General features: G+C 67.0%; 26 protein-coding genes. 19 read left to right on the top strand and 7 right to left on the bottom strand.

Going from position 1 to position 24828, the window contains the following annotated elements; genetic code table 11:
• Nucleotides 1-76 precede the first annotated feature (76 nt).
• From AC1PK7_RS01610 to AC1PK7_RS01585, 6 genes are all read right to left on the bottom strand, one after another.
• On the bottom strand, nt 77-1258 hold the full coding sequence (locus AC1PK7_RS01610) for an ABC transporter permease (RefSeq protein ID WP_160946797.1): 1182 nt from the start codon (nt 1256-1258) through the stop codon (nt 77-79).
• Entirely contained in the window at nt 1255-2001 is a 747-nt protein-coding gene (locus AC1PK7_RS01605; RefSeq protein WP_010340635.1) for an ABC transporter ATP-binding protein, read from the bottom strand. Before AC1PK7_RS01605 ends, AC1PK7_RS01610 begins: the two co-directional genes overlap by 4 nt.
• Before the next feature lie 31 nt (nt 2002-2032).
• Nucleotides 2033-3547: an alpha/beta hydrolase gene (locus tag AC1PK7_RS01600; RefSeq protein ID WP_420008624.1), complete on the bottom strand. Its 1515-nt coding sequence runs from the start codon at nt 3545-3547 to the stop codon at nt 2033-2035.
• A gap of 90 nt (nt 3548-3637) precedes the next feature.
• On the bottom strand, nt 3638-3838 hold the full coding sequence (locus tag AC1PK7_RS01595; RefSeq protein ID WP_010340539.1) for a helix-turn-helix transcriptional regulator: 201 nt from the start codon (nt 3836-3838) through the stop codon (nt 3638-3640).
• A complete protein-coding gene (locus AC1PK7_RS01590) occupies nt 3835-4413 on the bottom strand; it encodes a hypothetical protein (protein WP_481099639.1) in 579 nt (192 codons plus the stop codon). Before AC1PK7_RS01590 ends, AC1PK7_RS01595 begins: the two co-directional genes overlap by 4 nt.
• A gap of 738 nt (nt 4414-5151) precedes the next feature.
• On the bottom strand, nt 5152-5862 hold the full coding sequence (locus tag AC1PK7_RS01585; protein ID WP_481100824.1) for an FAD-binding oxidoreductase: 711 nt from the start codon (nt 5860-5862) through the stop codon (nt 5152-5154).
• A gap of 137 nt (nt 5863-5999) precedes the next feature.
• On the opposite strand from AC1PK7_RS01585, the gene AC1PK7_RS01580 reads away from it, so the two are divergent.
• From AC1PK7_RS01580 to AC1PK7_RS01490, 19 genes are all read left to right on the top strand, one after another.
• Nucleotides 6000-7001, top strand: a complete 1002-nt coding sequence (locus AC1PK7_RS01580; RefSeq protein ID WP_481099638.1) for an ABC transporter ATP-binding protein — start codon at nt 6000-6002, stop codon at nt 6999-7001.
• Nucleotides 7002-7020: 19 nt separating this feature from the next.
• Nucleotides 7021-7836, top strand: coding sequence for an ABC transporter permease (locus tag AC1PK7_RS01575; protein ID WP_019799148.1), 816 nt, complete (start codon nt 7021-7023; stop codon nt 7834-7836).
• Nucleotides 7837-8531: 695 nt separating this feature from the next.
• Nucleotides 8532-8810, top strand: coding sequence for a hypothetical protein (locus tag AC1PK7_RS01570; RefSeq protein ID WP_010340544.1), 279 nt, complete (start codon nt 8532-8534; stop codon nt 8808-8810).
• A 170-nt stretch (nt 8811-8980) separates the two neighbouring features.
• The gene (locus AC1PK7_RS01565; protein WP_481099637.1) at nt 8981-10492 is read left to right on the top strand and encodes a pilus assembly protein TadG-related protein; all 1512 of its coding nucleotides are present in this window, start codon (nt 8981-8983) and stop codon (nt 10490-10492) included.
• Nucleotides 10489-11283 carry a hypothetical protein gene (locus AC1PK7_RS01560; protein ID WP_420008620.1) on the top strand — a complete coding sequence of 265 codons (795 nt, stop codon included), beginning with the start codon at nt 10489-10491 and terminating at the stop codon, nt 11281-11283. The genes AC1PK7_RS01565 and AC1PK7_RS01560 overlap by 4 nt, the downstream gene beginning before the upstream one ends.
• A gap of 11 nt (nt 11284-11294) precedes the next feature.
• Entirely contained in the window at nt 11295-12125 is an 831-nt protein-coding gene (locus AC1PK7_RS01555) for a TadE family protein (protein WP_481099636.1), read from the top strand.
• The gene (locus tag AC1PK7_RS01550; protein WP_481099635.1) at nt 12122-12814 is read left to right on the top strand and encodes a hypothetical protein; all 693 of its coding nucleotides are present in this window, start codon (nt 12122-12124) and stop codon (nt 12812-12814) included. Before AC1PK7_RS01555 ends, AC1PK7_RS01550 begins: the two co-directional genes overlap by 4 nt.
• Nucleotides 12811-13005, top strand: a complete 195-nt coding sequence (locus tag AC1PK7_RS01545; RefSeq protein ID WP_010340549.1) for a hypothetical protein — start codon at nt 12811-12813, stop codon at nt 13003-13005. Before AC1PK7_RS01550 ends, AC1PK7_RS01545 begins: the two co-directional genes overlap by 4 nt.
• Nucleotides 13006-13047: 42 nt before the next feature.
• Nucleotides 13048-13887, top strand: coding sequence for a Flp pilus assembly protein CpaB (gene cpaB / locus AC1PK7_RS01540; RefSeq protein WP_010340550.1), 840 nt, complete (start codon nt 13048-13050; stop codon nt 13885-13887).
• A 227-nt stretch (nt 13888-14114) separates the two neighbouring features.
• Nucleotides 14115-15494 carry a type II and III secretion system protein family protein gene (locus tag AC1PK7_RS01535; protein WP_481099634.1) on the top strand — a complete coding sequence of 460 codons (1380 nt, stop codon included), beginning with the start codon at nt 14115-14117 and terminating at the stop codon, nt 15492-15494.
• 30 nt (nt 15495-15524) lie between these two features.
• Nucleotides 15525-17249 carry a TadA family conjugal transfer-associated ATPase gene (locus AC1PK7_RS01530; protein WP_481099633.1) on the top strand — a complete coding sequence of 575 codons (1725 nt, stop codon included), beginning with the start codon at nt 15525-15527 and terminating at the stop codon, nt 17247-17249.
• Complete coding sequence (locus tag AC1PK7_RS01525) at nt 17249-18097, top strand: type II secretion system F family protein (RefSeq protein WP_010340553.1); 849 nt, start codon at nt 17249-17251, stop codon at nt 18095-18097. Before AC1PK7_RS01530 ends, AC1PK7_RS01525 begins: the two co-directional genes overlap by 1 nt.
• A complete protein-coding gene (locus tag AC1PK7_RS01520) occupies nt 18094-18984 on the top strand; it encodes a type II secretion system F family protein (protein WP_420008615.1) in 891 nt (296 codons plus the stop codon). The genes AC1PK7_RS01525 and AC1PK7_RS01520 overlap by 4 nt, the downstream gene beginning before the upstream one ends.
• On the top strand, nt 18981-19367 hold the full coding sequence (locus AC1PK7_RS01515; protein WP_481099632.1) for a DUF192 domain-containing protein: 387 nt from the start codon (nt 18981-18983) through the stop codon (nt 19365-19367). Before AC1PK7_RS01520 ends, AC1PK7_RS01515 begins: the two co-directional genes overlap by 4 nt.
• Entirely contained in the window at nt 19364-20032 is a 669-nt protein-coding gene (locus tag AC1PK7_RS01510; protein ID WP_481099631.1) for a TadE family protein, read from the top strand. The genes AC1PK7_RS01515 and AC1PK7_RS01510 overlap by 4 nt, the downstream gene beginning before the upstream one ends.
• Nucleotides 20033-20121: 89 nt before the next feature.
• A complete protein-coding gene (locus tag AC1PK7_RS01505) occupies nt 20122-20640 on the top strand; it encodes a hypothetical protein (protein ID WP_481099630.1) in 519 nt (172 codons plus the stop codon).
• A gap of 129 nt (nt 20641-20769) precedes the next feature.
• A complete protein-coding gene (locus AC1PK7_RS01500; protein ID WP_481099629.1) occupies nt 20770-21801 on the top strand; it encodes an OmpA family protein in 1032 nt (343 codons plus the stop codon).
• A gap of 168 nt (nt 21802-21969) precedes the next feature.
• Nucleotides 21970-22914, top strand: coding sequence for a 2-dehydropantoate 2-reductase (gene panE / locus AC1PK7_RS01495; protein WP_481099628.1), 945 nt, complete (start codon nt 21970-21972; stop codon nt 22912-22914).
• 182 nt (nt 22915-23096) lie between these two features.
• Nucleotides 23097-23600, top strand: a complete 504-nt coding sequence (locus AC1PK7_RS01490; RefSeq protein ID WP_010340560.1) for a hypothetical protein — start codon at nt 23097-23099, stop codon at nt 23598-23600.
• Nucleotides 23601-23943: 343 nt separating this feature from the next.
• On the opposite strand, the gene AC1PK7_RS01485 is transcribed toward AC1PK7_RS01490, so the two are convergent.
• Complete coding sequence (locus AC1PK7_RS01485) at nt 23944-24741, bottom strand: TatD family hydrolase (protein ID WP_209245246.1); 798 nt, start codon at nt 24739-24741, stop codon at nt 23944-23946.
• Between the last annotated feature and the right edge of the window lie 87 nt (nt 24742-24828).

Below are 24828 nucleotides of genomic sequence, written 5' to 3'. Positions count from 1 at the left end.
TCACGCCCGCAGTCCCTGCGCGGCTCCGCGGCGATGGAGCGCAGCGCGCGGACAGGGTCCGCGCGCTGCCGGCGGCTCACGCCGAGATCGCCAACTGTTCCTGCCGGTAGCGGCGCACCGCCGCCAGCCACAGCACCGCGGCCAGGCCGAAGCCGGTGAGCAGATACACCGCCCAGATCTGCGGATCGATCGTTTCGCGGCGGATGATCTTCATCAGCATCTGGTTCTGCGCCAGGAACGGCACCGCGAACTGCCACAGCGTGGTCTTCAGCGGATACACCATCAAGGCGTAGCCGGGCAGCATCGGCAGCAGCATCAGCCAGGTCATGTGGCTCTGCGCCTCCTTCATGCTCTTGGCCGAGGCCGCCAGGTAGGTCAGCAGCGAAGTGCCGATGAACAGCATCGGCAGCAGTACGAACAGCATCTGCAGCATCGCCACGAAGCTGACGTTGAGCTGGCGGCCGATGCCGCTGGCCACCTGCGCGCTGAGCTTGAACGCGAGCAGGGTCAGCAACAGCGACACCAGGCCGACCACGCAGGCCGCGGCGATCTTGCCGCTGACGATGGCGCTGCGCGAGGCCGGCGTGGCCAGCAGCGGCTCCAGCGATTGCCGCTCGCGTTCGCCGGCGGTGGCGTCGAGGATCAGGTAGGCGCCGCCGATGAACGAGGTGATGGTCAGCAGCACCGGCAGCAGCATCGCCAGCAACGCACCGCGCTTGGCTTCGGGCGTGGCCAGGTCCTGCAGCGCCACATCCAGCGGCCGCGACACCTGCGAATCGATGCCGCGCGCCAGCAGGCGCAAGGCCCCGACCTGCTGGCCGTACATGCTCAGCGCGGCCTGCACCCGCTGGGTCGGGATGTCGGCGTCGCGGCGGGTGCTGTCCTTGATGATCTCCACCAGCGCCGGGCGTCCTTCGTGCCAGGCGTTGGCGTAGTCCTCGTCGATCTTCAGCGCCAGGTCCACGTCCTGGCTGCGGATCGCGCCGGTCAGGTCCTTCGGCGGCGCGACCGCGTTCAGGCCCTGCGCGGCGAGGAAGGCGACCAGGTTCGGCGCGCGTTCGCGGCCGATCACCGGAATGTCCAGCGGCTTGTCGATCTGGGTGCGCACGCGGCTCTCGGCCAACGCGCCCATGCCCAGGATCAGCGCCGGATACAGCAGCGGCCCAAGCAGCAAGGCCAGCGCCAGGGTGCGGCGGTCGCGCGAGAGGTCGCGCAATTCCTTGCGCATCACGGTGAATACAGTGCGGAGCAGGCTCATGCGTGCAGTCCCTCGTCGCTGCCGATCGCCTTGACGAAGGCGTCTTCCAGGTTGGATTCGCCGGTCAGGGCGCGCAGTTCGTCGGCGGTGCCGGCGGCCACCACCGTGCCCTTGGCGATGATGACGATGCGATCGCACAGCGCCGCCACCTCCTGCATGATGTGGCTGGAGAAGATCACGCAGCGCCCTTCCTCGCGCAGTTCGCGCAGGAACCCGCGCAATGCGCGCGTGGTCATCACGTCCAGGCCGTTGGTGGGTTCGTCCAGGATCACGTTGCGCGGGTCGTGGACCAGCGCGCGGGCGATCGCGGTCTTGGTGCGCTGACCCTGGCTGAAGCCTTCGGTCTGGCGGTCGAGGATGTCGTCCATGTCCAGCGCCGTCGACAGCAGCCGGGTGCGCTCGGCGATGCGCGCCGCCGACAGCCCGTGCAGCTCGCCGAAATAGGCAATGTTCTCGCGCGCGGTCAGCCGCTTGTACACGCCGCGCGCATCCGGCAGCACGCCCAGCGCGCGCCGCACCGCCATCGGATCCTGGCCCACGTCGACGCCGTCCACGCGCACCTGGCCCTGGTCCGGCGCCATCAGCGTGTAGAGCATGCGCAAGGTGGTGGTCTTGCCGGCGCCGTTGGGACCGAGCAGGCCGGTGATCTGGCCGTCGGCGGCCTGGAAGCTGACCCCTTGCACGGCCTGCACGGCGCCGGCGCGGGTCTTGAATGCCTTGTGCAGGTTGTCGGCGACGATCATGCCTGCCCCTCCCTGTCGAACGCTGCGCAGCTCATGGTTCCCATCCGTTGAATGAAGTGAAGGCCGGCACGCCGCTCATCGCGTCCAGGCAGGTGGCATCGAGGTGCTTGGCATCGGCGGTCTCGAAGAACTGGCCGAGCAGCTTGGGCATGCAGCCCAGGGTCATGGTGCCGTGGCCCTGGCCACGCACCACCAGGTGACGGCCGTTGGGCAGGCCCTTCAGCACGCGCTCGGCGTAGCGCGGCGGCGTCACCGGATCCAGCTGGCCGGAGGTCAGCAGCACCGGCAGGCTGGAGGCGAACGGCGCGGTGAAGTCGGCCGGGCGGGTGCCGGTGGGCCATACCGGGCACGGTGCGAAGAACATCTGCGCCACCTCCGGGCCGAGCAGCGTGTCGTGGGTCTGCGGCGCGCGGTAGCGGTCGGCATCCTCGGCGCAGATCACCGACCACTGCATGCCGCGGTTCATCTGCCCGTCCAATTGCCCGCCCATCATCCGCGCCAGCGACATCAGCGGCCCGTAGCGGCCGTTGGCGGCCTCGTCCAGCACCAGCGGCAGCAGCGACGCGGTCTGCGGCGCGTAGGAGAACGAGAACGCCAGGCTGGTGACGGTGTCGGCGGTGACCCGGTCGTGGCGACTCTCGCCGCTGGCCGGATCGCGGTAGTCCACCTCCACCGGCGCCTGCCGCAGCCGCTCCACCACCGCGCGCAACTGCGTGCGGGTATCGGTGGGAAAGCGCTTGGCGCAGGCCGGGTCGGCCTTGCACTGCTCGGCCTGCAGCGCGATCGCATCCTCGAAGGTCGTGGCGAATTCGCCGCCGACCACCAGATCGTTCGGCGCCACGCCATCGATGACCACGCTGCGCACGTGCGGCGCATAGCGACGCGCGTACTGCTGGGCGACGCGGGTGCCGTAGGAGCCGCCGATCAGGTTGACCTTGTCCACGCCCAGTGCGGCGCGCACCGCATCCAGATCGCCGATCGCCTGGGTGGTGGTGTAGTAGCGCGGATCGGCGCGGCCCTGCAGCGACTGCGCGCAGCGCCGGGCGTAGTCGACCAGTTCGTTCGCGGTGGGCGCGCGCGCCGGATCGGCCAGCGGCATCTCCTTGCCGTCCGGCCCCAGGCAACTCAGCGGATTGGACTGGCCGGTGCCGCGCTGGTCGATCAGGAACACGTCGCGGCGCTTGCGGGTCTCGCGCAGCGCCATGTCGACGATGCTGGCGACCTGGGTGGCGGCCTGGCCGGGACCGCCGGCGAGGAAGAACACCGGATCCGGGTCGCTGCCGCCCTCGCCGGTGATCGGCAGCCAGGCGATGTTGAGTTCGATCTTGCGGCCGTTCGGCGCCGCCGGATTCTCCGCCACCGCCATTCGCGCGCACTGTGCCGGCACGTTGTTAGAGGCCACCGGATTGGTCAGCGTGCACGGGTGGAAGCGCAGCGCGCCGTAGCTGCGCTCGGACGTCTGCGGCGCCGGTGCCTGGGCCGCCTGGCAGGCGGCGAGCAAGAGGGTGGCCGCCGCGATGGCGAACGGCCGGGAGGGGTGTCGCATGGTTCGCATCCTTGAGTTCATGGCTTGCAGAATGCCATGCCGGAACATGGCGTCGTCGGTGCCCGGTGGGGCATGAAACGGAGTGCGCGCTTACTCGGCCTCATCGAACAGGAACACCTGCTCGATGCTGTGCGCGAACAGCCGCGCGATACGGAACGCCAGCGGCAGGCTCGGATCGTACTTGCCGGTCTCCAGCGCATTGATGGTCTGCCGCGACACGCCCAGCCGCTCGCCCAGTTCGCCCTGCGACCAGCCGTGCGCCTCGCGCAGTTCGCGGATGCGGCTGTTCATTGGTAGCGGCGCGCGTTCGCGACCTTGACCACCCCATAGGTCATGCACAGCGCAGGAAACACCCACAGCATCGCGCTCGAGGCCGACAGCGCGATGACCTGCGCCGCCTGCAGGAACCCGGCCGCCATGTAGACGCCGCAGGTCAGCCCGGCGGCGATGGCGATGGACTCCAGCTCGATGCGTCGCTGCAATTCGTCGGAGTCGCGCACGAAGCGCGCCACCGCCCGGATCACCAGCGCCAGCATCAGCGCCGGCAGCAGTGCGACCACCACGCGCAGCCACAGCACGTCCACGCTGTCGAGCAGGCGCTTCCAGAACAGCATCACCACCACGTAGGCGCCCATCGGCGGGAAGAACTCGCGGTAGTAACGCCGCGCCAGCGCCCGCGGCGCGCTGTCGGCCAGACTGCCCCGCGACCACCACAGCAGCAGCGCCATGAACAGGCCGCCGATGCCGACGCCCATGCATACCCCACGCAGATAGTCGCTGCCGCCGAGCGGCAGCCAGGCCCCCGCCGCCAGCAGCGCCAGACTCACGCACAGCACCACGATCGCGTTGCGCCTGCAGTTGCCCATGCCCTGTCCCCAATCTCAGTTCGACCCGCTCCGGCCGCCCGTTACGGCGGCGCCACGTGGCGTGCCGACCCTTCCCCTGTCAAGCACGCTTGACAGCAGAATGCGCGCGCCAAGGTCGACTGTCAAGCGTCCTTTACAGATAAAACGAAATCACCGGCAAGCCAACGTAGCGAGCCCCTCTCCCACCGGCAGAGGGGTTGGGGTGAGGGTAAGGGCGCGAAGCGCGCTCGACACTTCGGAAACACGCAGCTTCGCCCTGGACGGACCGCAGGTGTAGCGGTCGCGGCTGAAGCCGCTCCTACGCGGGATGTCCAGCGCCAACGGGCACCCCTATGCTGACGCCTGGTCCGAACGACACGAAAACACCGGCAAGCCAGCGTAACGAGCCCCTCTCCCGCCGGGAGAGGGGTTGGGGTGAGGGTAAGGGCGCGAAGCGCGCTCGACACTTCGGAAACACGCAGCTTCGCCCTGGACGGACCGCAGGTGTAGCGGTCGCGGCTGAAGCCGCTCCTACGCGGGATGTCCAGCGCCAACGGGCACCCCTATGCTGACGCCTGGTCCGAACGACACGAAAACACCGGCAAGCCAGCGTAACGAGCCCCTCGGGGTTGGGGTGAGGGTAAGGGCGCGAAGCGCGCTCGACGCTTCGGGAGCACGCAGCTTCACCCTGGGCGGAGAAGGTGAGGCGGTCGCGGCTGAAGCCGCTCCTACGGACGACCCCGGTGCCGACAGCGGCCGTTACTTGCTGCTGACGTATTTCTCGCGGCGGATGTGCGGCACCGGCATGCCGGCCTCCTTCAGCGCGTCGAAGCAGGCGTCGACCATGTTCGGATTGCCGCACAGGTAGGCGATGTCGCCGTCGGCCTGCGGCGCGAACTCGGCGAGGAACTGCTGCACGTAGCCATGCCGCACGTCGGCATGGGGCGCCTCCGGCAGCTCGCGCGAGAAGCACGGCACGAAACGGAAACCGGGATGCGCATCGGCGAAAGCACGGAATTCGTCGCCGTACAGCAACTCGGCCGGCGTACGCGCGCCCAGCAGCAACACCACCTCCACGCCGCGCTCGGCCATCGCTGCTTCCAGCAGCGGCAGCATCGAACGGTAGGGGGTGACGCCGGTACCGGTGGCGATCAGCAGATAGCGACGGTTGCTGTCGCCGGGCTGCAGGCAGAAGCGGCCGTACGGGCCGCTGGCGCAGACCTGCCCGCCGATCTCCAGGCCTTCGAACAGCGCGGTGGCCGCACCGCCCGCGACGAAGCTGACCGCGATCTCGACCGTGGCATCGGCCGGCTGCGCCGGATCGTGGCGGGTGGCCAGCGAATAGCTGCGCTTGGTGGCCGTGCCATCGGCATAGTGGAAGTGCACCTGCACGAACTGGCCCGGCACGAACGGCAGCGGTTGGCCATCGTCGCGGACGAAGCGGTAGTGGCCGACGGCCGGGGCCAGCATGTGGCGGTCGACCAGTTTCAACGGGAATTGGGCAGGCACGGAGATGCAACAGTCTGTGGCCGGGGGCGAGCCCGCGAGGTCTTCTATAATAGCGGCTGCACTTCTCCTGCGCCGTCGATGCGGCGCGAAGGCCCGCCTTGACTCCCGCATCCGCTCTTTCTTCCCAGACCCCGGCGCCCGCGCTGCGCGTGCGCGACCTGCGCAAGACCTACGACAACGGCGTGCAGGCCCTGCATGGCGTGTCGCTGGACGTGCTGCCCGGCGACTTCTTCGCCCTGCTCGGCCCCAACGGCGCCGGCAAGTCCACCCTGATCGGCATCATCAGCTCGCTGGTCAACCTCAGCGCCGGCCAGGTCGAGGTGTTCGGCACCGACCTGAGCAGCCAGCGCAGCGCGGCGATGCGCCTGATCGGTCTGGTGCCGCAGGAAATCAACTTCAACCTGTTCGAAAAGCCCTTCGACATCCTGGTCAACTACGCCGGCTTCTACGGCATGCCGCGCGCCGAAGCCGAGCGCCTGGCCGAAGTGGAACTCAAGCGCGCGCACCTGTGGGAGAAGGCCCAGGTGATGAGCCGCACCCTGTCCGGCGGCATGAAGCGGCGGCTGATGATCGCCCGCGCGATGATGACCCGGCCGCGCCTGCTGATCCTGGACGAACCCACCGCCGGCGTGGACATCGAGATCCGCCGCGACATGTGGCGCGTGCTGCGCGAGATCAACGCCGCCGGCACCACCATCATCCTCACCACGCACTACCTGGAGGAAGCGGAGAGCCTGTGCCGCAACCTGGCGATCATCGACCGCGGCCGCATCGTCGAGCAGGGCCCGATGCGCGCCCTGCTGGCCAAGCTGGACGTGGAAGGCTTCCTGCTGGACATCGACGGCGAACTGCCGGCGCAGCTGCCGGCGATCGAGGGCACCACCCTGCTCGCCCAGGACGCGCACACCCTGGACCTGGACATGCCGCGGGCGATGGACCTCAACCGCGTGTTCGCCGCACTGGGCGACGCCGGCATCCGCGTGCGCTCCATGCGCACCAAGAGCAATCGCCTGGAGGAACTGTTCGTGCGCCTCACCGGCGAACACCGCGATGCCGCTGCGGCCACGACCGGCGCGGCCACGCCGTCCGCCACTCCCTGATGCCCCCACGGCGACGACCATGACCACTCCGACCGATTCCACCCTCCCCGTTTCCGACGCCACGCCCGCCCAGCGCAACTGGGTCGCGCTGGGCACCATCGTGCGCCGCGAGGTCAAGCGCATCCTGCGCATCTGGGGCCAGACCCTGGTGCCGCCGGCGATCACCATGACCCTGTACTTCCTGATCTTCGGCGGCCTGATCGGCTCGCGCGTGGGCGACATGGGCGGTTACAGCTACATGCAGTTCATCGTCCCCGGCCTGGTGATGATGAGCGTGATCCAGAACAGCTACGGCAACATCAGCTCCAGCTTCTTCGGCGCCAAGTTCGGCCGCCACGTCGAGGAACTGCTGGTCAGCCCCATGCCCAACTGGGTGATCCTGTGGGGCTACGTCGCCGGCGCGGTGCTGCGCGGGCTGATGGTCGGCGTGATCGTGCTGATCATCGCCATGTTCTTCACCCCGGTGCGGATCCCGCACCCGCTGGTGACCCTGACCACGGTGCTGCTGGGTGCGACCATCTTCTCCCTGGCCGGCTTCATCAACGCGGTCTACGCGAAGAAGTTCGACGACGTGGCGATCGTGCCGACCTTCATCCTGACCCCGCTGACCTACCTGGGCGGCGTGTTCTATTCGGTCAAGCTGCTGCCCGGCTGGGCCGAGGCCGCCACCCACGCCAACCCGATCTTCTACATGGTCAACGCCTTCCGCTACGGCCTGCTCGGCAGCAGCGACGTGCCGGTGTGGGTGGCCTACAGCCTGATGCTGGGCTTCGTCGCCGTGCTGGCGGCGCTGGCGCTGTGGCTGCTGCGGCGTGGGGTGGGGTTGCGGAGCTGACGCGCCAGCGTCCCTCAGCCCTACCCTCCAGGCGGCTTACGCCGCCCCAAGTACGACGCCGCCAGCGTCGTCGTGACAAGCGGCAACGTCTCGCATCGCCTGAAAGGCCGCGCCGACACGGCGTGGCAGCGACACAGTGCACAAGCGCTCGCTATTTGCTACGAGCACCTAGTGGACGAAGACGTAGACGCAAGAGACCTACCCTCGCCCTCGCATCGGCAAGCACGGCACTAGCAGCCGTCGCCCCTCGCCGGGAGCTGAGCGCACCGCGGCCTCAGCCGCCATATGTACAGCGCGATACACGCCGCGTCGCAGATTGCAGCCGGTGTCAGGCACCGGCATATCCGCTATGCGTCACAGTCGAATCTGACGAAGCGCACGGCGCGAGTGCACCGAATTCACAATTGCATATTCCGTACGGGAACGCACGCGTCCAAAGTTTGACTCTATAGTGTGATGCGAATCCTGTTAAGCGCCAATTTATTAACGCAAGTTTTCTTGTAACGGCAATATCCCGACGCTACAGTGCACACGTCCGCTACACACCATCTCTTTACTGGACGTAAAGCGCGGGCCGGAGACCAGCTTCGTCTCCGTGAACGACTTCACTTAATGAACCCATGTCGCCACACGTTGCCGCTGGCACGCTTGTGTGTTGCCGGTAATTGGGCGATCGAGCCAAGGAGAGGAATCAGATGAAGATCCAACGCAAGCCCATCCGCTTCGGCCGCAAGCAGCACGGCCAGGGCATGACCGAGTACATCATCATCGTGGCCCTGATCGCGATCGCGGCGATTGGCGTGTTCACGTTCTTCGGCGGCACCGTCCGCAGCCAGGTCGCCGGTATGGCGCAGGAACTGTCCGGCAAGCAGGATGCCAGCCAGATGATCAACCGCGCTGGCACCAACGCCGGCAAGGCGCAGTCGCAGGCCGACAAAGACAAGGGCATGGCCGCCTACAACGGCAACAAGTAATGCCATTGCCACCATCTGCCCCGAGGCGGGCAGATGGTGGCCTGCCGTCGATCGTGTCGGCAGACGTCTTGTCCGGAATTCTGCGCGTTAGCTAGCTCCCAATCCATGGAACCCGCCGGGTCCGACGCACGCGTCGTGCCCTCGGCGTGGTGTTGCCCGAAGGAAGCCGCATGGTGATCATCGCCGCCGCCAATCCCTCGACCACGACGGTCGCCTCAGGGCCGACCTGTGTCCGCTCCAGGATGCAGGGGCAGGCCATGCCGATGGTGCTGGTATTCCTGATGGTGCTATGCGTCGGCTTGCTGGTGACCTTCAACACCGGACAGGTGGTCGGCAAGAAGGTCGAACTCACCAACGCCGCCGATGCCGCGGCGTACAGCATCGCCGTCGAGCAGGCGCGCGCGCGCAATTTCGCGGCGTATCTGAATCGTGGACGCGTCGCCAACGAGGTGGCGGTCGCGCAGATCGTCAGTCTGAACTCCTGGTTGACCATGGTGCACTCATCGTCGGTGCACTTCGAGAAGGTCGTAGAGGTCGCGGAAGTCTTGCTGTTCTGGGTGCCGGCCCTTGGTCAAGTCCTGATCGGCGTCGATCGCGCGATGACGGTGATCAACAGGACGCTCAAGATATTTCGCCAAACTTTTCTGCGGGCGGCGGACACCACCATCGGTATATTGGATCAAGCACTCGACCATCCCTACGCGCTGGCCGCCGAGGCGGCGGTGGGCGACCTCACGTCGGAGGCCAACGTCTTCGCCATGGCCAGCAAGGTCGTCAAGGACAATGTGCCCGATGCCGATCTGACCGTGGTCGGCAAAGGCGTTCTGGCCAAGAACGTGCTTTCCGCAGGCAATCAGCTGGAAAGCTATACCCCAGGCGAACGCCGCGGCTTGACCAGCACCAACAAGGGCGGCGAGCGCTACCGCAATGTGGTGATGGCGTCGCGCGATACGTTCACGCGCGCACGCGACGGCACGGCGTTCGGCATCTTCAACAACAATGGCGGCACCGACATGGTCGAGTACGACCGGTGGTCGGCCGTGGACACCTTCCAACTCAAGCTTCCGCTGCTTGTCACCACCCTCAAGATTCCGATCGGCTGGGCGGGCACCCAGGCGGTCAACAATCGCAAACCCAATTTCTTTCCCGGGATGAACAACGGGCGGGGATGGCAGTCGCCCTACGAAAACAATCGCACCTATCGGGCCTACAACGGCACCAAGCGCAGCGACATCGCCGGCGCATTCATCGAAGGCGACCCAGCCGTCCTCCCGGACTTCAAACGCAACCAGGCTTTCATCAACAGCTATCGTTACGGCATCAGCCCTCGCTATCGGGACGTCAAGGACGCCTACTCGCAGCAGCCCGAGGGCGCCAATGCCGGGCCGATCTACACCGTCGAAGTCGGCACCCGGGTCGACAAGGCGCGCACCAGCTCGGCGCTGAAGATCGGCAGTGGACGGATGCAGCTGAAGGATCAGGCGCGCGGCGAGCAATTGCGCGCGATGGCCAGTGCGCAGGTCTACTTCAATCGTCCCTACGAACTCAGCGCCTTCCGGCGCTCGGTGTGGGGCAGAGGCGACAGCAAGTTCGAAAAAGGCAGCCTGTTCAGTCCGTATTGGCAGGCGCGCCTGGTGCAAACCCCCATTTCCGACCGAACACTCCTGGTGGCCGCTCCATGATGTTATTGACCAACCGATCCCGCGCGCTGGCGCTTGCTTGCATGGCCTCGCTGGCGTTCACCGCCGGCTGCCAGTCGCACGACGCGACCGAGGGCGGTAACGGCGGGGATTCCTCCTCGGAAAGCGGGGTCAAGTCGCTGCCCGCCCTCCATGTCGTCCTGACCTGGGAGTCGCGCATGGGAGGCGAAAACCTGGAGCGCAAGAACTACCAGGCGAAGCTGGAAGCCTGCCGTGGCTCCGGCATGCCCACGCGTGCGCTTTCGCCGCAGGACGAAGCCAAGCTGGGAACCGGCGAGGTCGAGATCATGATCGACGCGCATCGGCAGTTCGCGCATCAGGTCAGCTGGACCCTCGGCGCCGATGGCGACAGCGCGCAGGGCGCCTGCATGGTCAAGCTCGAGGAGCACACGGACAAGGACACCATCCAGGACACCAACGGCATGTATCTGCCGATCGACAGCAGCACGCGCACGCAGGAACGGCAGACCATCCAGGCCATCGGCTGGAAGCTCGCTGGCGACGCCCAGGTCAAGGGGCAGCCCTGCACGCGCTGGGAGAACGGCAAGCAGGACGTGTGCATGTGGTCGGGCGGCAGCAAGTGGGGCTTTTCCGAGTCGCCAGGCGATGCGGCCGGCTGCACGATCGATGGCGCCGGCGCCTACCTGCAGGCCATTCCGCTGGAGGCCAAGCCGCTGCAGGGCGGCAACGGCTGCGTGCTGCAGGTCAAGTCGTTCAGCCTCGGCAGCGGTCTGGTTCCTTCCAACGTGGCGGGTGAGAAGGAAGAAAACTAGGAGGACACGGCATGAAGACGACGCTCTTTGCACCAGCGCGCAGGATGCGCGGACAGGGGATGGTGGAGCTGGCGGTCTGTGCCGCTGTGCTGGTGCCGCTGTTCCTGCTGATCCCGGTTGTCGCCAAGTTGGGGCACGGCAAACAGATGGCGATGCAAGCGGCACGCAACGCCGCCTGGGAAGCGAGCGTGGCCAAGAACTATCAGCCGGCCAGCCGCGCCGCGCTGCAAGGCAAGGCGCTCGACCGCAACTTTGCCGACGCCGACGCACCGATCACCAGCCGCACATCCGGCGCCAGCAGCGGTGCGTTCGCCGATCAGATGCTCAATACCTTCTCGAACCAGAAGCTGCTGGAAAAACGCGACCTGTCGATCACGCGTACAGCGAACAAGGGCTCTCCCGGCTACGTCGACGAGGCGGCCCAGTTGCTACCGAAGAACTATTTCGACAATGCCTTCCCACCCAACAAGAGCGGCTATGTCACGGCGGAAGTGACGTTGAACTATCGCGACCTGAAGACCGCGGATGGTCGACCCGCGCACTTTCTCGAGCCGTTGGACAACCTCGATCTGGCCGACAAGCGTCACCAGACGCTGCTGACCGATGCCTGGAATGCCTCCGGTCCGCGCAGCGGTGCGCGTAGTGTGATCGCCACGGTGCGTCCCCTGGCGCCGGTCTCCTACTTCGAGGGGCTGGACGGGGTCTTCGACGTGCTGAAGCCTTTGACCCCGATCCTGCCCATGGTCGGCTCTCTCGGCGATCTCGAGCTGGGCGCGATCGAGCCGGATGTCGTGCCTGCAGACAAGCTCGCCAACTACCCGGTCAAGCCGGGCAAGCCATGAGTCCGCGCGTTTCCCACCGCATGCTCGCTGGCGGGCTTGGCGCGCTCTTGTCGACGGTCGCGGCGCAGCAGGCGCATGCGCTGGACTGGCCGGAAGTCCCGGTCCCCGAGCAGGCCTCGGGCGAGATCGTGTCCGAGCACATGCTCTACAACGGCATCGCCATGCGGGCCAGTCGCTTCCGTGTTGCCGAATCGCCGAAGCAGGTCGAGCAGTTCTATCGGAAGGAGTGGGGCAACGCCGTCGTGACCACGCCAATGGGCAACAAGACCGTGCTTGGGCACATGACCAGGGACGGCTACTACATCACCGTGGAACTGAGTGGCGATGCCAATCGCACGCAGGGCCAGATCGGCATCATGGAAGTTCCCAAGAAGGATCTTCCCGCCGACGGCGTCGGCAAGGGCTTCGGCCGGCTGCCCGAGACACAGGTCGCCGAGGACATCGTCTACATGGACACGCCGCGTCATGTCAGGACGCTGAGCATGCTCAACCGCTACACACCGCTGCAGAACCAGCAGTACTACGCGCGTTACTTTGCCGGGCAAGGCTATGCGCGCGACGACTCCTCGTCGACCTGCACCGCAAGCAGTCCGCACTGCGTCTCCCGGTTCATCCGGCAGGACGATCGCGTCACCGTGACCTCGAGCCGCGGGCAGACCGGCACCGTGATCGTGGCGGTGGTCGAATGAACGCGCACGCCCTGTCCTGCCAGCGCCTGCAGCGCGGCCAGTCCACGATCGAGTACACCGTGGTGGTGATGGCGCTGGTGATCGTGCTGATCGCCAAGCCCGACGTGATCACCGACGTGGTGACAGCTCTGAAAGATCTCTATGCCGCCTTCGTCTACGCCATCTCGGCGTCCGACGTGCTGGTGGGGTGATCCCTCTTCCCTCGCGATGACCTGCCCGACGGCGCCTCTTCAATGCAGAAACCCAAACTCAGCAAGAACGTCCTTTTCATCCTGGTCGCGGTGGTCATGGCCGGCCTGGCCGCCTTCATCGCGGTGAGCTACATCCGCACCACCGTCGCCGAACGCACCCAGGACAACCGGCCGATGGTCGACGTCGCCGTGCCGGTAAACGATCTGCCGCAGGGAGCCATCCTGCAGGGCAGCGATCTGGCCCTGCGCACGATCCCGGCCGAGTTCGCGCCGGCCGACGCGGTCACGCCCGACAACCACGCCCAGTTCGAAGGCAGGATATTGCGTGCACCGGCACGGGGCGGCGCGCCGTTGAGCGCCAGCGCCCTGGTTCCGCTGTACGACCAGTTCTCGCGGTTGATTCCCAAGGGCAAGGTCGCCTACACGATGAGCGTGGACGAGAACAATTCGATCTCGGGCATGATCGCGCCGGGCGACCTGATCGACATCTTCTTCGTCAAGGACGCCTCCACCGGCAGCAATGGCGCCGCAGGCAGCCAGGCATCGGGCGCGCAGGTGTTCCCGCTGCTGCAGAAGATCAAGGTGCTGGCGGCCGGCAGCCGCATCGGCGAGACGGCGCCGAAGGAAGGCGAGGAATCCAGTACGTCCACCGGCTTCTCCAGCGTCACCCTGGAGCTGGACCAGTATCAGGCCAAGCAGCTCGCCGTCGCCTCCAAGGTGGGCGCGGTGCGCGTGCTGCTGCGCGAAGTGCAGGACACCTCGCCCGGCGCGGCGACGGGCATGAGCGAGAGTCAGTTGTTGCGATCGCTGGGATCGGGCGATCCGGCAAACACAGGCAGCGGAAGCAGCCGCGTAGAGTTCATCATTGGCGGAAAGGGTTAAGCATGACGCAAGCAACACGCCGTCGCAGGAGCAAGGCTGGGACATCGGCGCCATGGTTGGCCGGCTTGCTGCTGGCGGGCATCGGGGGATGGAACGCATCGGCACAACAGGCCGCCACCACTGCTGCGGCATCACGGCCTGCCGCGCGCGCGCCGGCGACCACGCCAGCAGCGCCGCCGGCGACCGGGCAGGCGGCGGATGCCCCGTCGGCAGAACAGGCGCGACTGATGGCGCAAGGACGCCAGGTCGACCAGCTCAAGCAGACGGTGGAATCGCAGATCCAGGAACTGGGCAACGGCAACGCTTCGTCGGGCGGTGGCGGCGTCGCGTTGGCCGGCGACAAGAAGCCCTCGGTCGCCCCGTTGATCCAGCCGTCGCAAAGCATCTACGCCGGCGAAGCCGTGGTGCGGCGGGTCCCCGGTACGCTGCGCCGCATCGCGGTCGGCGACGGCGAGGTCCTGAGCGTCTTCTCGGTCGGCAAGTCCGAACTGGTCATGATCGGCACCAAGCCCGGCGAGACCAACGTCCATCTGTGGATGGCCGACGGCAGCCAGCGCGACGTCAACGTGACGGTCGGTGGCAGCAAGTCCGAAGGCGCGGCCGAGACCGTGCGCGAACTGCTGGGCAATACGCCGGGCGTCACCGTGCGGGCCATCGGCTCCAATGTGGTGATCTCGGGCAACGACGTGGATGCCGCCACCACGGCGAAGATCCAGGCCTTGCAGAAGATCTATCCGCAGGTGCTGAACTTCGCCGGCGCCGACCCGGTGGGCATGCGGCCGATGGTGCAGATGGACGTGTCGATCATGGAGTTCAACAAGAACGCCGTGGAGGACCTGGGCATCCGCTGGGACAGCACCATCGACGGTCCGATCGGCGGCCTGATCCGCGACGTGACCACCAATAATTATTTCCGCGTGCTGCCGCAGGACAACCAGACCTTCCAGGACATCAAGGATCAGCTGCCCACCAAGCTGCCCGGGCCGCAGGGTTACTTCGGCATCGCCACCACGATCGCCTCGAAGATCAACCTGCTGATGAGCCGCGGCAAGGCCTGGGTGCTGGCGCAGCCCAAGCTGAGCGCCAAGAGCGGCAGCAACGCGACCTTCCTGGTCGGTGGCGAAGTGCCGATCGTGGTGCCGTCGATCCTCGGCCAGACCCAGATCGAGTACAAGGAATACGGCATCCGCCTGAACATCAACCCCTCGGTCAACTCGACCAATCAGGTGAATACCTCGATCATGGCCGAGGTCAGCCGGATCGATCCGTCGGTGTCGGTGCAGGGTGTGCCCGGCTTCCTGACGCGCCGCGTCGAGACCGAACTGAACGTCAATGCCGGCCAGACCATCGTCATCTCCGGGCTGCTCGATCGGGAGGCATCCAAGGCCGTGGACAAGCTGCCGCTGCTGGGCGACATCCCGATCCTGGGCAAGCTGTTCCGCTCCGACGGCTTCCGCGGCAACAAGACCGAACTGGTGATCTTCGTGACCCCGCGCATCGTCAGCCCGACCTCGCCGGAGAACCTGCAGGATCTGCAGCGCGCCCAGGGGATCGAGAAGGAGTTGCAGGACGAAATCAGCCCCCGCCAAGACAAGTTGATCAAGTAATCCACCCCACGAAGCGCAAGGTTCACCGCCATGTTCACAGTGCTGATCAATACGCCAGGAGGCGACACGCGCCAGGTCAAGTGCATGCACCGCGAGTGCGGCATCGGCCGCGCCGATGCCAACCTGGTGATGCTGCAGGGCTGGAACATCGCCGGCAAGCACGCCACCCTGCTGCGCGAGGACGACGGCGTCTTCATCCTGCCCCTGGGCGGGCGCGAGCCGATCACGCTCAACGGCAAGGTGGTGCTGGCCAAGCAGGGGCCGATCGACGGCAAGGACGAGATCCGCATCGGCCAGTACATGCTGAAGGTCAGCGGCGACGATGCACGCATCGTCCGGCAGACGCCTGCCGCCAACGACGGCGCGGCGGTCAGGGCCACGGACGCGCCCGCGGCAACCACCGAGGCCACGCCCGACCGCCAGGCGGCGGCGCCCGCCGCGACAGACATGGTGGTGGCTGGCCCGCCGCCGTCGGACATCGCCACCTGGCGCACCAAGCTGCATATGGCGCTGGTGCGGCAGATGGACCTGCGGCGCATGGACGTACGCAGCATGGACGACAGCGCGCTGCGCGACAGCACCATCAACCTGATCGACGACATCCTCAAGCGCGAGTTCAGCGATCTGCCGGCGGACATCAGCCCGCGCAGGCTGGCCAAGCAGGTACTGGACGAGGCGATCGGACTGGGGCCGCTGGAAGACCTGATCGACGATCCGACCGTCACCGAAATCATGGTCAACTCGCACGACGACATCTTCATCGAGCGTGCCGGGCGCATCCAGAAGTCCGAGGTGGTGTTCTCCAACGAACGTGCCTGCCTGGCCGCGATCGAACGCATCGTTACGCCCCTGGGGCGGCGTATCGACGAAAGTTCGCCGCTGGTCGATGCGCGCCTGAAGGACGGCTCCCGCGTCAACGCGGTGATCCCGCCGGTGGCCTTGCGCGGACCGAGCATCAGCATCCGCAAGTTCGCCACGCGCCGGCTGATGGGCGAGGACCTGCTCAAATTCGGCTCGTTGAACCAGCCGATGCTGGACTTCCTGATCATGGCCGTGCGCGAGCGCCGCAACATCGTGGTGTCCGGCGGTACCGGCTCGGGCAAGACCACCCTGCTGAACATCCTGTCCAACTTCATCCCGGACGGCGACCGCGTGGTCACCATCGAGGATGCAGCGGAACTGAAACTGGTCCAACCCAACCTGGTGGCGCTGGAAGCCCGCCCGCCCAACATGGAAGGCAAGGGCCAGATCACCATCCGCGACCTGGTCAAGAACGCGCTGCGCATGCGCCCGGACCGCATCGTGGTCGGCGAATGCCGCGGCGGCGAATGTCTGGACATGCTGCAGGCGATGAACACCGGCCACGAAGGCTCGCTGACCACCGCGCACGCCAATAACCCGCGCGAGACGCTCTCGCGCCTGGAGGTGATGGTGATGATGGCCGGCATGGAGCTGCCGATGACGGTCGTGCGCGAGCAGATCGCGTCGGCGGTCAACCTGATCGTGCACCAGCGCCGCTATCCCTGCGGCTCGCGCAAGGTCAGCCACATCACCGAGATCACCGGCATCGAAAGCGGCACCATCCAGATGCAGGACCTGTTCCTGTTCAAGCCCACCACCTACCATGGCCCCGACGGCAAGGTCGCTGGCAACTTCGTGGCGACTGGCGCGGTACCCGAGTTCTACGAAGAGCTCGCCGAGCGCGGCGTGTCGGTGGATCTGGGCATCTTCCGCAACCAGGGAGGCGCGCGCTGATGGGCCTGTGGCTGATCGCCCTGCTGGTGTTTGCCGGAACCGCGATGGCCATCCTGCTGATCGCGCGCTCCAGCGAGCAGTTCCTGAAGCGCTACCGCGAAAGCTTCATGGACCAGGCCCGCATGAACCTGGCGGACATGTTCCTGTTCCTGGATCCGGCACAGGTCTACATGATCAGTGCCGTGGTGATGGTGGTCATCCCGCTGTTGGTGTGGATGCTGACCGGCAGCCTGGTCATCGCGGTGCTGATCGGTATCTTCCTGATCTTCGCCCCGCGCAAGGTCTACGCGTTCCTGCGCAAGCGTCGGCTGGAGAAGATCCAGGAGCAGCTTCCCGACGCGCTGCAGATGCTATCCAGCAGCCTGCGCGCCGGCGTCGGCTTTGCGCCGGCGATGGAAGTGCTGGTCCACGACGGCCAACCGCCGCTGGCGCAGGAACTGGCGCTGGTGCTGCGCGAACAACACATGGGGCTGCGCGCCGAAGAGGCGATGGAGAACTTCAGCAAGCGCGTGCCCATCACCGATGCGGAGCTGTTCGTCTCGGCGGTGAATATTTCGCGTGAGGTCGGCGGCAATCTGGCCGAGACCCTGGCGACCCTGGCAGAGACGCTGCGCCGACGCCTGACCATGGAGAAGAAGGTGAAGTCGCTGACCGCGCAGGGCCGCCTGCAGGGCATCGTCATGGCGATGCTGCCGGTGTTCCTGATCGGCTACCTCAGCGTGATGTACAGCGAAACCATGCAGCCGATGTTCCATAGCTGGCACGGCTGGGTGGTGATCACCATCTGCCTGGTCATGGAATACCTTGGCTACCGTCTCTGCAAGAAGATCATGACGATCGACGTATGACCTGGATGCTCGCCCTCGTCGCTCTTCTGGCTGCCGGCGCCGTCGCCCTGGTGGTCATCGGCACGCGCGGGGTGATCCGCGAAGTCGAGCTGGAGGACCGCACCTACTACGACCCGCTGCCGCGGCTGATGCAACTGATGTGGCCGCTGGTGACGGTGCTGACCCGGCGCATCGCGCCGCGCCTGAGCGTGGCGCAACTGGAACAGACCCACCGCCAGTTGCAGGCCGCCGGCCAGGACTACACGCTGACGCCGGAAGAGTTCTACGGCCTGCGCATGGCCAGCGCGCTGGTGGTGATCGCCTTCTTCCTGCTGTGCACCGGCATGCTCGGCCACCTGGGCATCGGTTCGGGCCTGATGTGCCTGCTATTCGGCGGCGTGCTGGGCTGGCTGTATCCCGCACTATGGCTGGGCGAGCGGCGCAAGGCGCGGCAGAAGACCGTGGTGCGCGACCTGCCGGTCTATCTGGACTTCATCACCATGTCCGTCGAGGCCGGCCTGAACGTCACCGGCGGCATCGAGCAGGCGGTCGCCAAGGGACCGGCCGGCGCGCTGTCGCAGGAGTTCTCGCGCATGCTGCGCGATCTGCGCGCCGGCCTGCCCCGCGCCGAGGCGCTGCGGCGCATGGCCGAGCGCATGGACATCGCGCAGATCACCAGCTTCACCAGTGCGCTGATCCAGGCCGACAAGGTCGGCGCCAATCTCAGCGACACCTTGCGCGCGCAGGCCAACCAGCGCCGCGAGGAACGCTTCCTGCGCGCCGAGAAGCTGGCGCTGGAAGCACCGGTGAAGATGATGCTGCCGCTGGTGATGTTCTTCTTCCCGCTGATCTTCCTGTTTCTCGCTTACTTCATCTACTTGAAGATGCTGCAGGAGGGGATCCTGTGAAGCGTGGATGCATCGAGCGCAGCGCCGGCGCCCCGATCCCGCAGGTGTGGGCGGCCGATACCTGGTGGTCGCGTGCGCGTGGCCTGCTGGCGCGCCCGGCACTGGCCACGGATGGCTCGGAGGCCTTGCTGATCCGCCCCTGCGCCAGCGTGCATACCATCGGCATGGGCTACCCGCTGGATCTGGTGTTCCTGGGCCGCGACGATGTGGTGCTGGAGTGGCGCGAGAACCTCAGGCCGTATCGCACGGCGATGTGCCGCCGTGCCGCGACCACCATCGAGTTCCATGGCGGTGCGCTGGGCCGCCTGCAACCGCAACGCGGCGAACACTGGCACTGGCGCGCCACCGCGCCGGCGCCTTCCTCTCCGGGAGCTCGCTCATGAAAGCACGCGTCCGCACCCTCCGCAGCCGCGCGTCGATGCGCGGTCAATCCATGGTGGAACTGGTGATCATCACGCCGGTGCTGCTGTTCCTGTTGCTCGCCGTCATCCAGGCAGTGCTGCTGTACCGCATGAAATCCACGCTCGATTACGCCGCGCTGATGGCGGCGCGCGCGGGTGCAGTGAGCGGAGTGGACCGCATGGAGATGCGCAAGGGCTTCGCCAAGGGCATGATGCCGCTGTACGCACACGACACCGGCCAGGCTGCGCTCGAAGTGGCATACGCCAAGGCATTCGCCGATCTCACCTTGCACGGCCGCATCACCGTGATCAATCCCACGCGGGCCGCGTGGAGCAACTTCCGCGAACGTCAGTACAACGGCCAGTACGCATTGCCGAACGACACGCTCGCCTATCGCAGCGATGCGATCGGCAGCAGCGGCGTCAATGTGCAGGACGCCAACATCCTCAAGATCAAGGTGGTCTACGACGCGCCACTGGTGGTCCCCTTCGTCGGCTGGGTGCTGGGCGGGAAATCGCAGTACCTGAAAGCAGGTACGTTCGAAGCCTCTCCCCTGCAGCCGCTCACCGGGCGCCTGCCCATCGAGAGCTATGCGATCGTGCGCATGCAGTCGCCGATCTATACGCAAGGCAACCTCGACAAGTGATGCCCCGTCTCGCGCTACTGGCGTGCGTTGCGCTGCTGTGCCAGAGCGTTGTCGGCTCGGCGTGCGCCGAGGACGCCGCGTTCTCCGGCGTGGCGCAGGTCAGCACCAACGAACTTGGCGGCCTGAGCCGGATCCAGCCGCGCGGTGCGGTGCAGCCGGCGACGGTGTTCTTTCGCGACGACGCGTTGCGGATCCAGTTCCAGGACGCCAGCGGTCGGTCGTATGCGCTGATCCTGGCAAAGGGTGCGCCCACCGGCTGGATCGTTGGCCAGCAAGGGGGTGCCATGCCCGTTCCCGGCATGCGCTGGCCGCTACGCTTCGATCCAGAGCAACCCTGCGCGGGACTTGGCATGTTCGCCGACTGCCAGCGTGGCGACAGCGGCCTGCGCGCCGGCCGCGACGCGGTGCAATGGCGGTACCGCCTGCCCAATCCGGATGGGCCGGGCAGAACCCGGCAAGGCACGATGTGGCTGGACCGCGAGACTGGCCTGGTGCTCGCCTATCGCGGCAAGACCGGACTGGAACAGCAACAGCACTGGGACATCCAACGCGTCGACTATGGCCCGCAGCCGGATGCCTTGTTCCAGCCGCCCGACCTCGCGCACTGATCCCGCGTCACCTGCAATCCATGCGCACGTCGCCCACTCCCGGTCGACGCGGATTCATGGTTCTGCAGCAAGATCGGCCGATCGCGCCGTTACACTAGATTGGTTCGTCCCCCGACAAGGAGTATCTCCGTGAAAAGAGCAGTAGCGGCGACGTTGGCCCTGGCCGCCATCGCAAGCCTGAGCGCCTGCAAGAAGCATGAGCAGCCCGCGCATCCCGACGATCAGGCGGCGCCCCCCGCGGCAACCGCCAACGCCACGCAGGACGCGTCCACGCAGCACGCTACCGCCAGCACGGCATTCGATCCGGCCAGCTTGCCGGTGTCCGACGTCGCACTGGGAGATTTCCCGTACATCGCACTGCCCACCGGCTACGTCACCGGCAGCACGCCGGACGTCGCGGACTTCGACCAGGTGCCGTTCTGGACCGGCGATCGGCTGCAGCCGGTCGAGGGCAAGGTCTGGTCGGCGCACATCGATGCGGCGCAAGGCAAGACCTTCTCCGACCTGGAACTGTCCCGCAACATCGAGGCCGTGGTGACCGCACTCGGCGGCAAGAAGATCTTCGACGGCCGGATTCCCGAGGCGGCGACGCAGAAGATCAAGGAGTGGCCGCGCGATTTCGCCACCAAGTACAACAGCGGCCTTGGCGACATCTGGAACAATCCGGCGCAGGTCTTCGTGGTGCATCGCGCCGACCGCGACATCTGGATCCACCTGTGCAGCTACCAGTTCGGCGGCGGCCTGCTGATCGCCGAGACCAAGCCGCTGCAGGTCACCGCCAGCCTGCTGCCGGCCAGCGAACTGAAGACGCAGATCGACAAGACCGGCAAGGTGGCCTTGCACGTCAACTTCGCCACCGACAAGACCGACATCCTGCCCGACTCGCAGCCGCAGATCGCGCAGGTCGTGCAGTTGCTCAAGCAGGACGCCGCGCTGAAGCTGGCCGTCAACGGCTATACCGACGGCACCGGCGATGCCGCGCACAACAAGACGCTGTCGGAAGGACGCGCCAAGGCGGTGGTCGCCGCGCTCGTCGCGCAGGGTATCGACGCGTCGCGCCTGACCGCGGCCGGCTTCGGCGATGCCGACCCGGTGGCAGACAATGCGACCGAGCAAGGCAAGTCGCAGAACCGTCGCGTCGAGCTGGTGAAGAAGAGCTGAGCCGCACCGGGTACCGCTGCATGCGGTCACCCTGATGCGAGCGGGTCGTGGTGCGGCGCAACGGCATGACCGATTGCGCCGCATCGTCGACAGGACCGCACGCGCGCTCGTTTGCCGGCATGCGTTCCCGCAGTCGGACGCCTCCCACTCCATGGCGATCCACGTCTCATGCGTATCCTGATTCTCGGCGCCGGCGCAACCGGCGGTTACTTCGGTGGACGCCTGGCCCAGGCCGGCGTCGATGTCAGCTTCCTGGTGCGGCCGCCGCGGGCCGCACGCCTGCAGCGCGACGGCCTGCGCATCCGCAGCCCGCGCGGCGACGCGGCGATCGCGGTGAGCACGCTCACCGCCGACACGCTGCCCGGCGCCGCGCAGGCGCGGCCGTTCGATCTGGTGTTGCTCAGTTGCAAGGCCTACGACCTGCAGAGCGCGCTGGAGGCGGTGGCACCGGCGGTCCACGAGGGCACCAGCGTGCTGCCGATCCTCAATGGCCTGCGCCACTATCCGGCGCTGGATGCGCGCTTCGGTGCGGAGCGGATCGTCGGCGGGCTGTGCTTCATCAGCGCGGTGCTGGATGCCGACGGCGCGATCCAGCACCTGGCCAAGCCGGCCTCGCTGACCTTCGGCGAGCGCGACGGCCGCGGCGCCGACAGCGCGCGCGTGCGCGCCCTGGCCGAGGCCTGCGCGCAAGCCGACGTGGACCATCTGGCCACGCCGCGGATCGCGCAGGAGCAATGGATCAAGTACACCTTCCTCACCGCACTGGCTGCGGCCACCTGCCTGATGCGTGCGCCGATCGGGCGCATCGTCGCCAGCGACGATGGGGTGACGCTGGTGCGCGGCCTGTATGCCGAATGCACGGCGGTGGCCGCGGCGGCCGGCGAACCGGTGCCGGAGGCGGCGCAAGCCAGCGCGCTGCAGCTGCTGACCCAGCCAGGTTCGCCGATGAAGGCGTCGATGCTGCGCGACCTGGAAGCCGGGCAGCAGGTGGAGGCGCAGCAGATCGTCGGCGACATGCTGGTCCGCGCCCGTACCGCCGGGCATGAAGCACCGCTGCTGATGGCCGCGTACTGCCACCTGCAGGCCTACCAGGCCGGTCTGCCCGCGCGCTGAGGTTTGCCGCGGGACGCCGGTGCTGCGCGCAACGCGCTCCTGCCCTGCGCACGCCAGCCACGGTGCTCCGGGCAATGCCGTACCCGCGCCGTCCCGAGGGCGGCGCTGCATCTTCGCGCGCCGCTGACGCGCCTGGCGCCTATGCTCGCCCACCACACAGGGGGCGAGCGACGGTCACGCGCATGGAAAAACTGTTCCGCGGCGGGCATTTCCTCATCATCCTGCTGTTCCTGCTGTGCGCAGCCGGACTGATCTGCATGGCCGTGCTCGAGCTATGGCACGGCCTGACGCCGGGCGGCGAGCTGGTGGTGCGCGACCGCTTCAACGTGGTGCTGGAAGCGATCGGCCTGCTCACCGTGGCGCTGGTGACCCTGGAACTGGGCCAGACCATCTACGAGGAAGAGGTGCAGCGCGACGTCAAGGTCAGTGGACCGACCCGGGTGCGTCGCTACCTGTCGCGGTTCTTCGTGGTCATCGTCATCGCCCTGGCGATCGAGACCCTGGTGTCGATCTTCGAACTGATGCACGACGATCCGTCCAAGCTGCCCTACGCATCTGCCGTGGGCCTGTGCGCGGCGCTGCTGCTGGTCGCCTGGGGCGTGTTCGTCAAGCTCAACCGCAGTGCCGAGGAACTGGAGCCGGAAGCCATGGCCGAAGCCAAGCGCGAGGACGCGCAGGTCGATTGAGGCGGGTGGGCACCACCCGGGCAGGCCGACTCACGTTGCCCACGTAGGAGCGGCTTCAGCCGCGACGGATGAAGCCCAACGCCGACTGACACCGTCAGGCGTCGGGACTGAAGTCCCTTCCACAAGAAGACGCCAACCCACGCCCTCCAGGATCTCCACCGGCGCATCGGCCAGCACGGTCGCGCAGAGGATCGGCATGGCCACCGCACCATCGGCCGCGACCGGTTGACTGGTCGCGGCTGAAGCCGCTCCTACAAAAGACGCGTACAGCCAAGCGCGCCTTTACGAATCCCCAATCCCCAATCACGAATCCCCAAACACGAAACCCGCCGCGCCAACGTACTCAGCCCGGCATCGGCAAACGGAAAAACGTCCGCGCGGCGGCGGTGCTGGCGGCGGCGACCGTCGCCACGTCTTCGCCACGGTCGCGTGCCAGTTCCTCGACGATGTGCGCCAGGAACGCCGGTTCGTTGCGGCGGTCCTTCGGCGTCGGCTTGAGCGTGCGCGGCAGCAGGTACGGTGCATCGGTCTCGATCATCAGCCGCTCGGCGGGGATGTGCTTCACCAGCTCGCGCAGGTGCGCGCCGCGGCGCTCGTCGCACAGCCAGCCGGTGATGCCGATGTACCAGTCGCGGTCCAGGTAGTCGAACAGTTCCTCGCGGCTGCCGGTAAAGCAATGCACCACTGCCGGCCCGAGCTTGCCATCGAACTGGCGCATCAGCGCCATGAAGTCGGCATGGGCGTCGCGCTGGTGCAGGAACAGCGGCTTGCCGGTGTCCACCGCCAGTTGCAGCTGCCGCTCGAACGCGCGGTGCTGCGCCGGCCGTGGCGAGAAGTCGCGGAAGTAGTCCAGGCCGCATTCGCCCACCGCCACCACTTCGGCATGCGCATGCAGCGCGCGCAGTTCGGCGTCGCATTCGGCGGTGTATTCCACCGCGTGGTGCGGATGCACGCCGGCGGTGGCGTACAGCAGGCCCGGATGCTGCTGCGCCAGTTGCAGCGCCAGCGGCGAGTGCTCGCGGCTGGCGCCGGTGACCACCAACTGCGCGACGCCGGCGGCGCGGGCGCGCTGCAGCACCGCGTCGCGGTCGCGATCGAAGGACTCGTGGGTGAGGTTGGCGCCGATGTCGATCAGGGTCATGCGGTTGCGCGGGAATCAGCCGGGACAGCAGCCAATTGTACGGGCCACGCGCCTGCCGCCGCTCCACGGCGGCGCGGCGGCCACGTA

The organism is Xanthomonas sp. NCPPB 3174 (assembly GCF_056725205.1).
The sequence above is the reverse complement of the archived record's forward strand: the minus strand, read 5'-3'. Positions and strand labels throughout refer to the sequence as shown.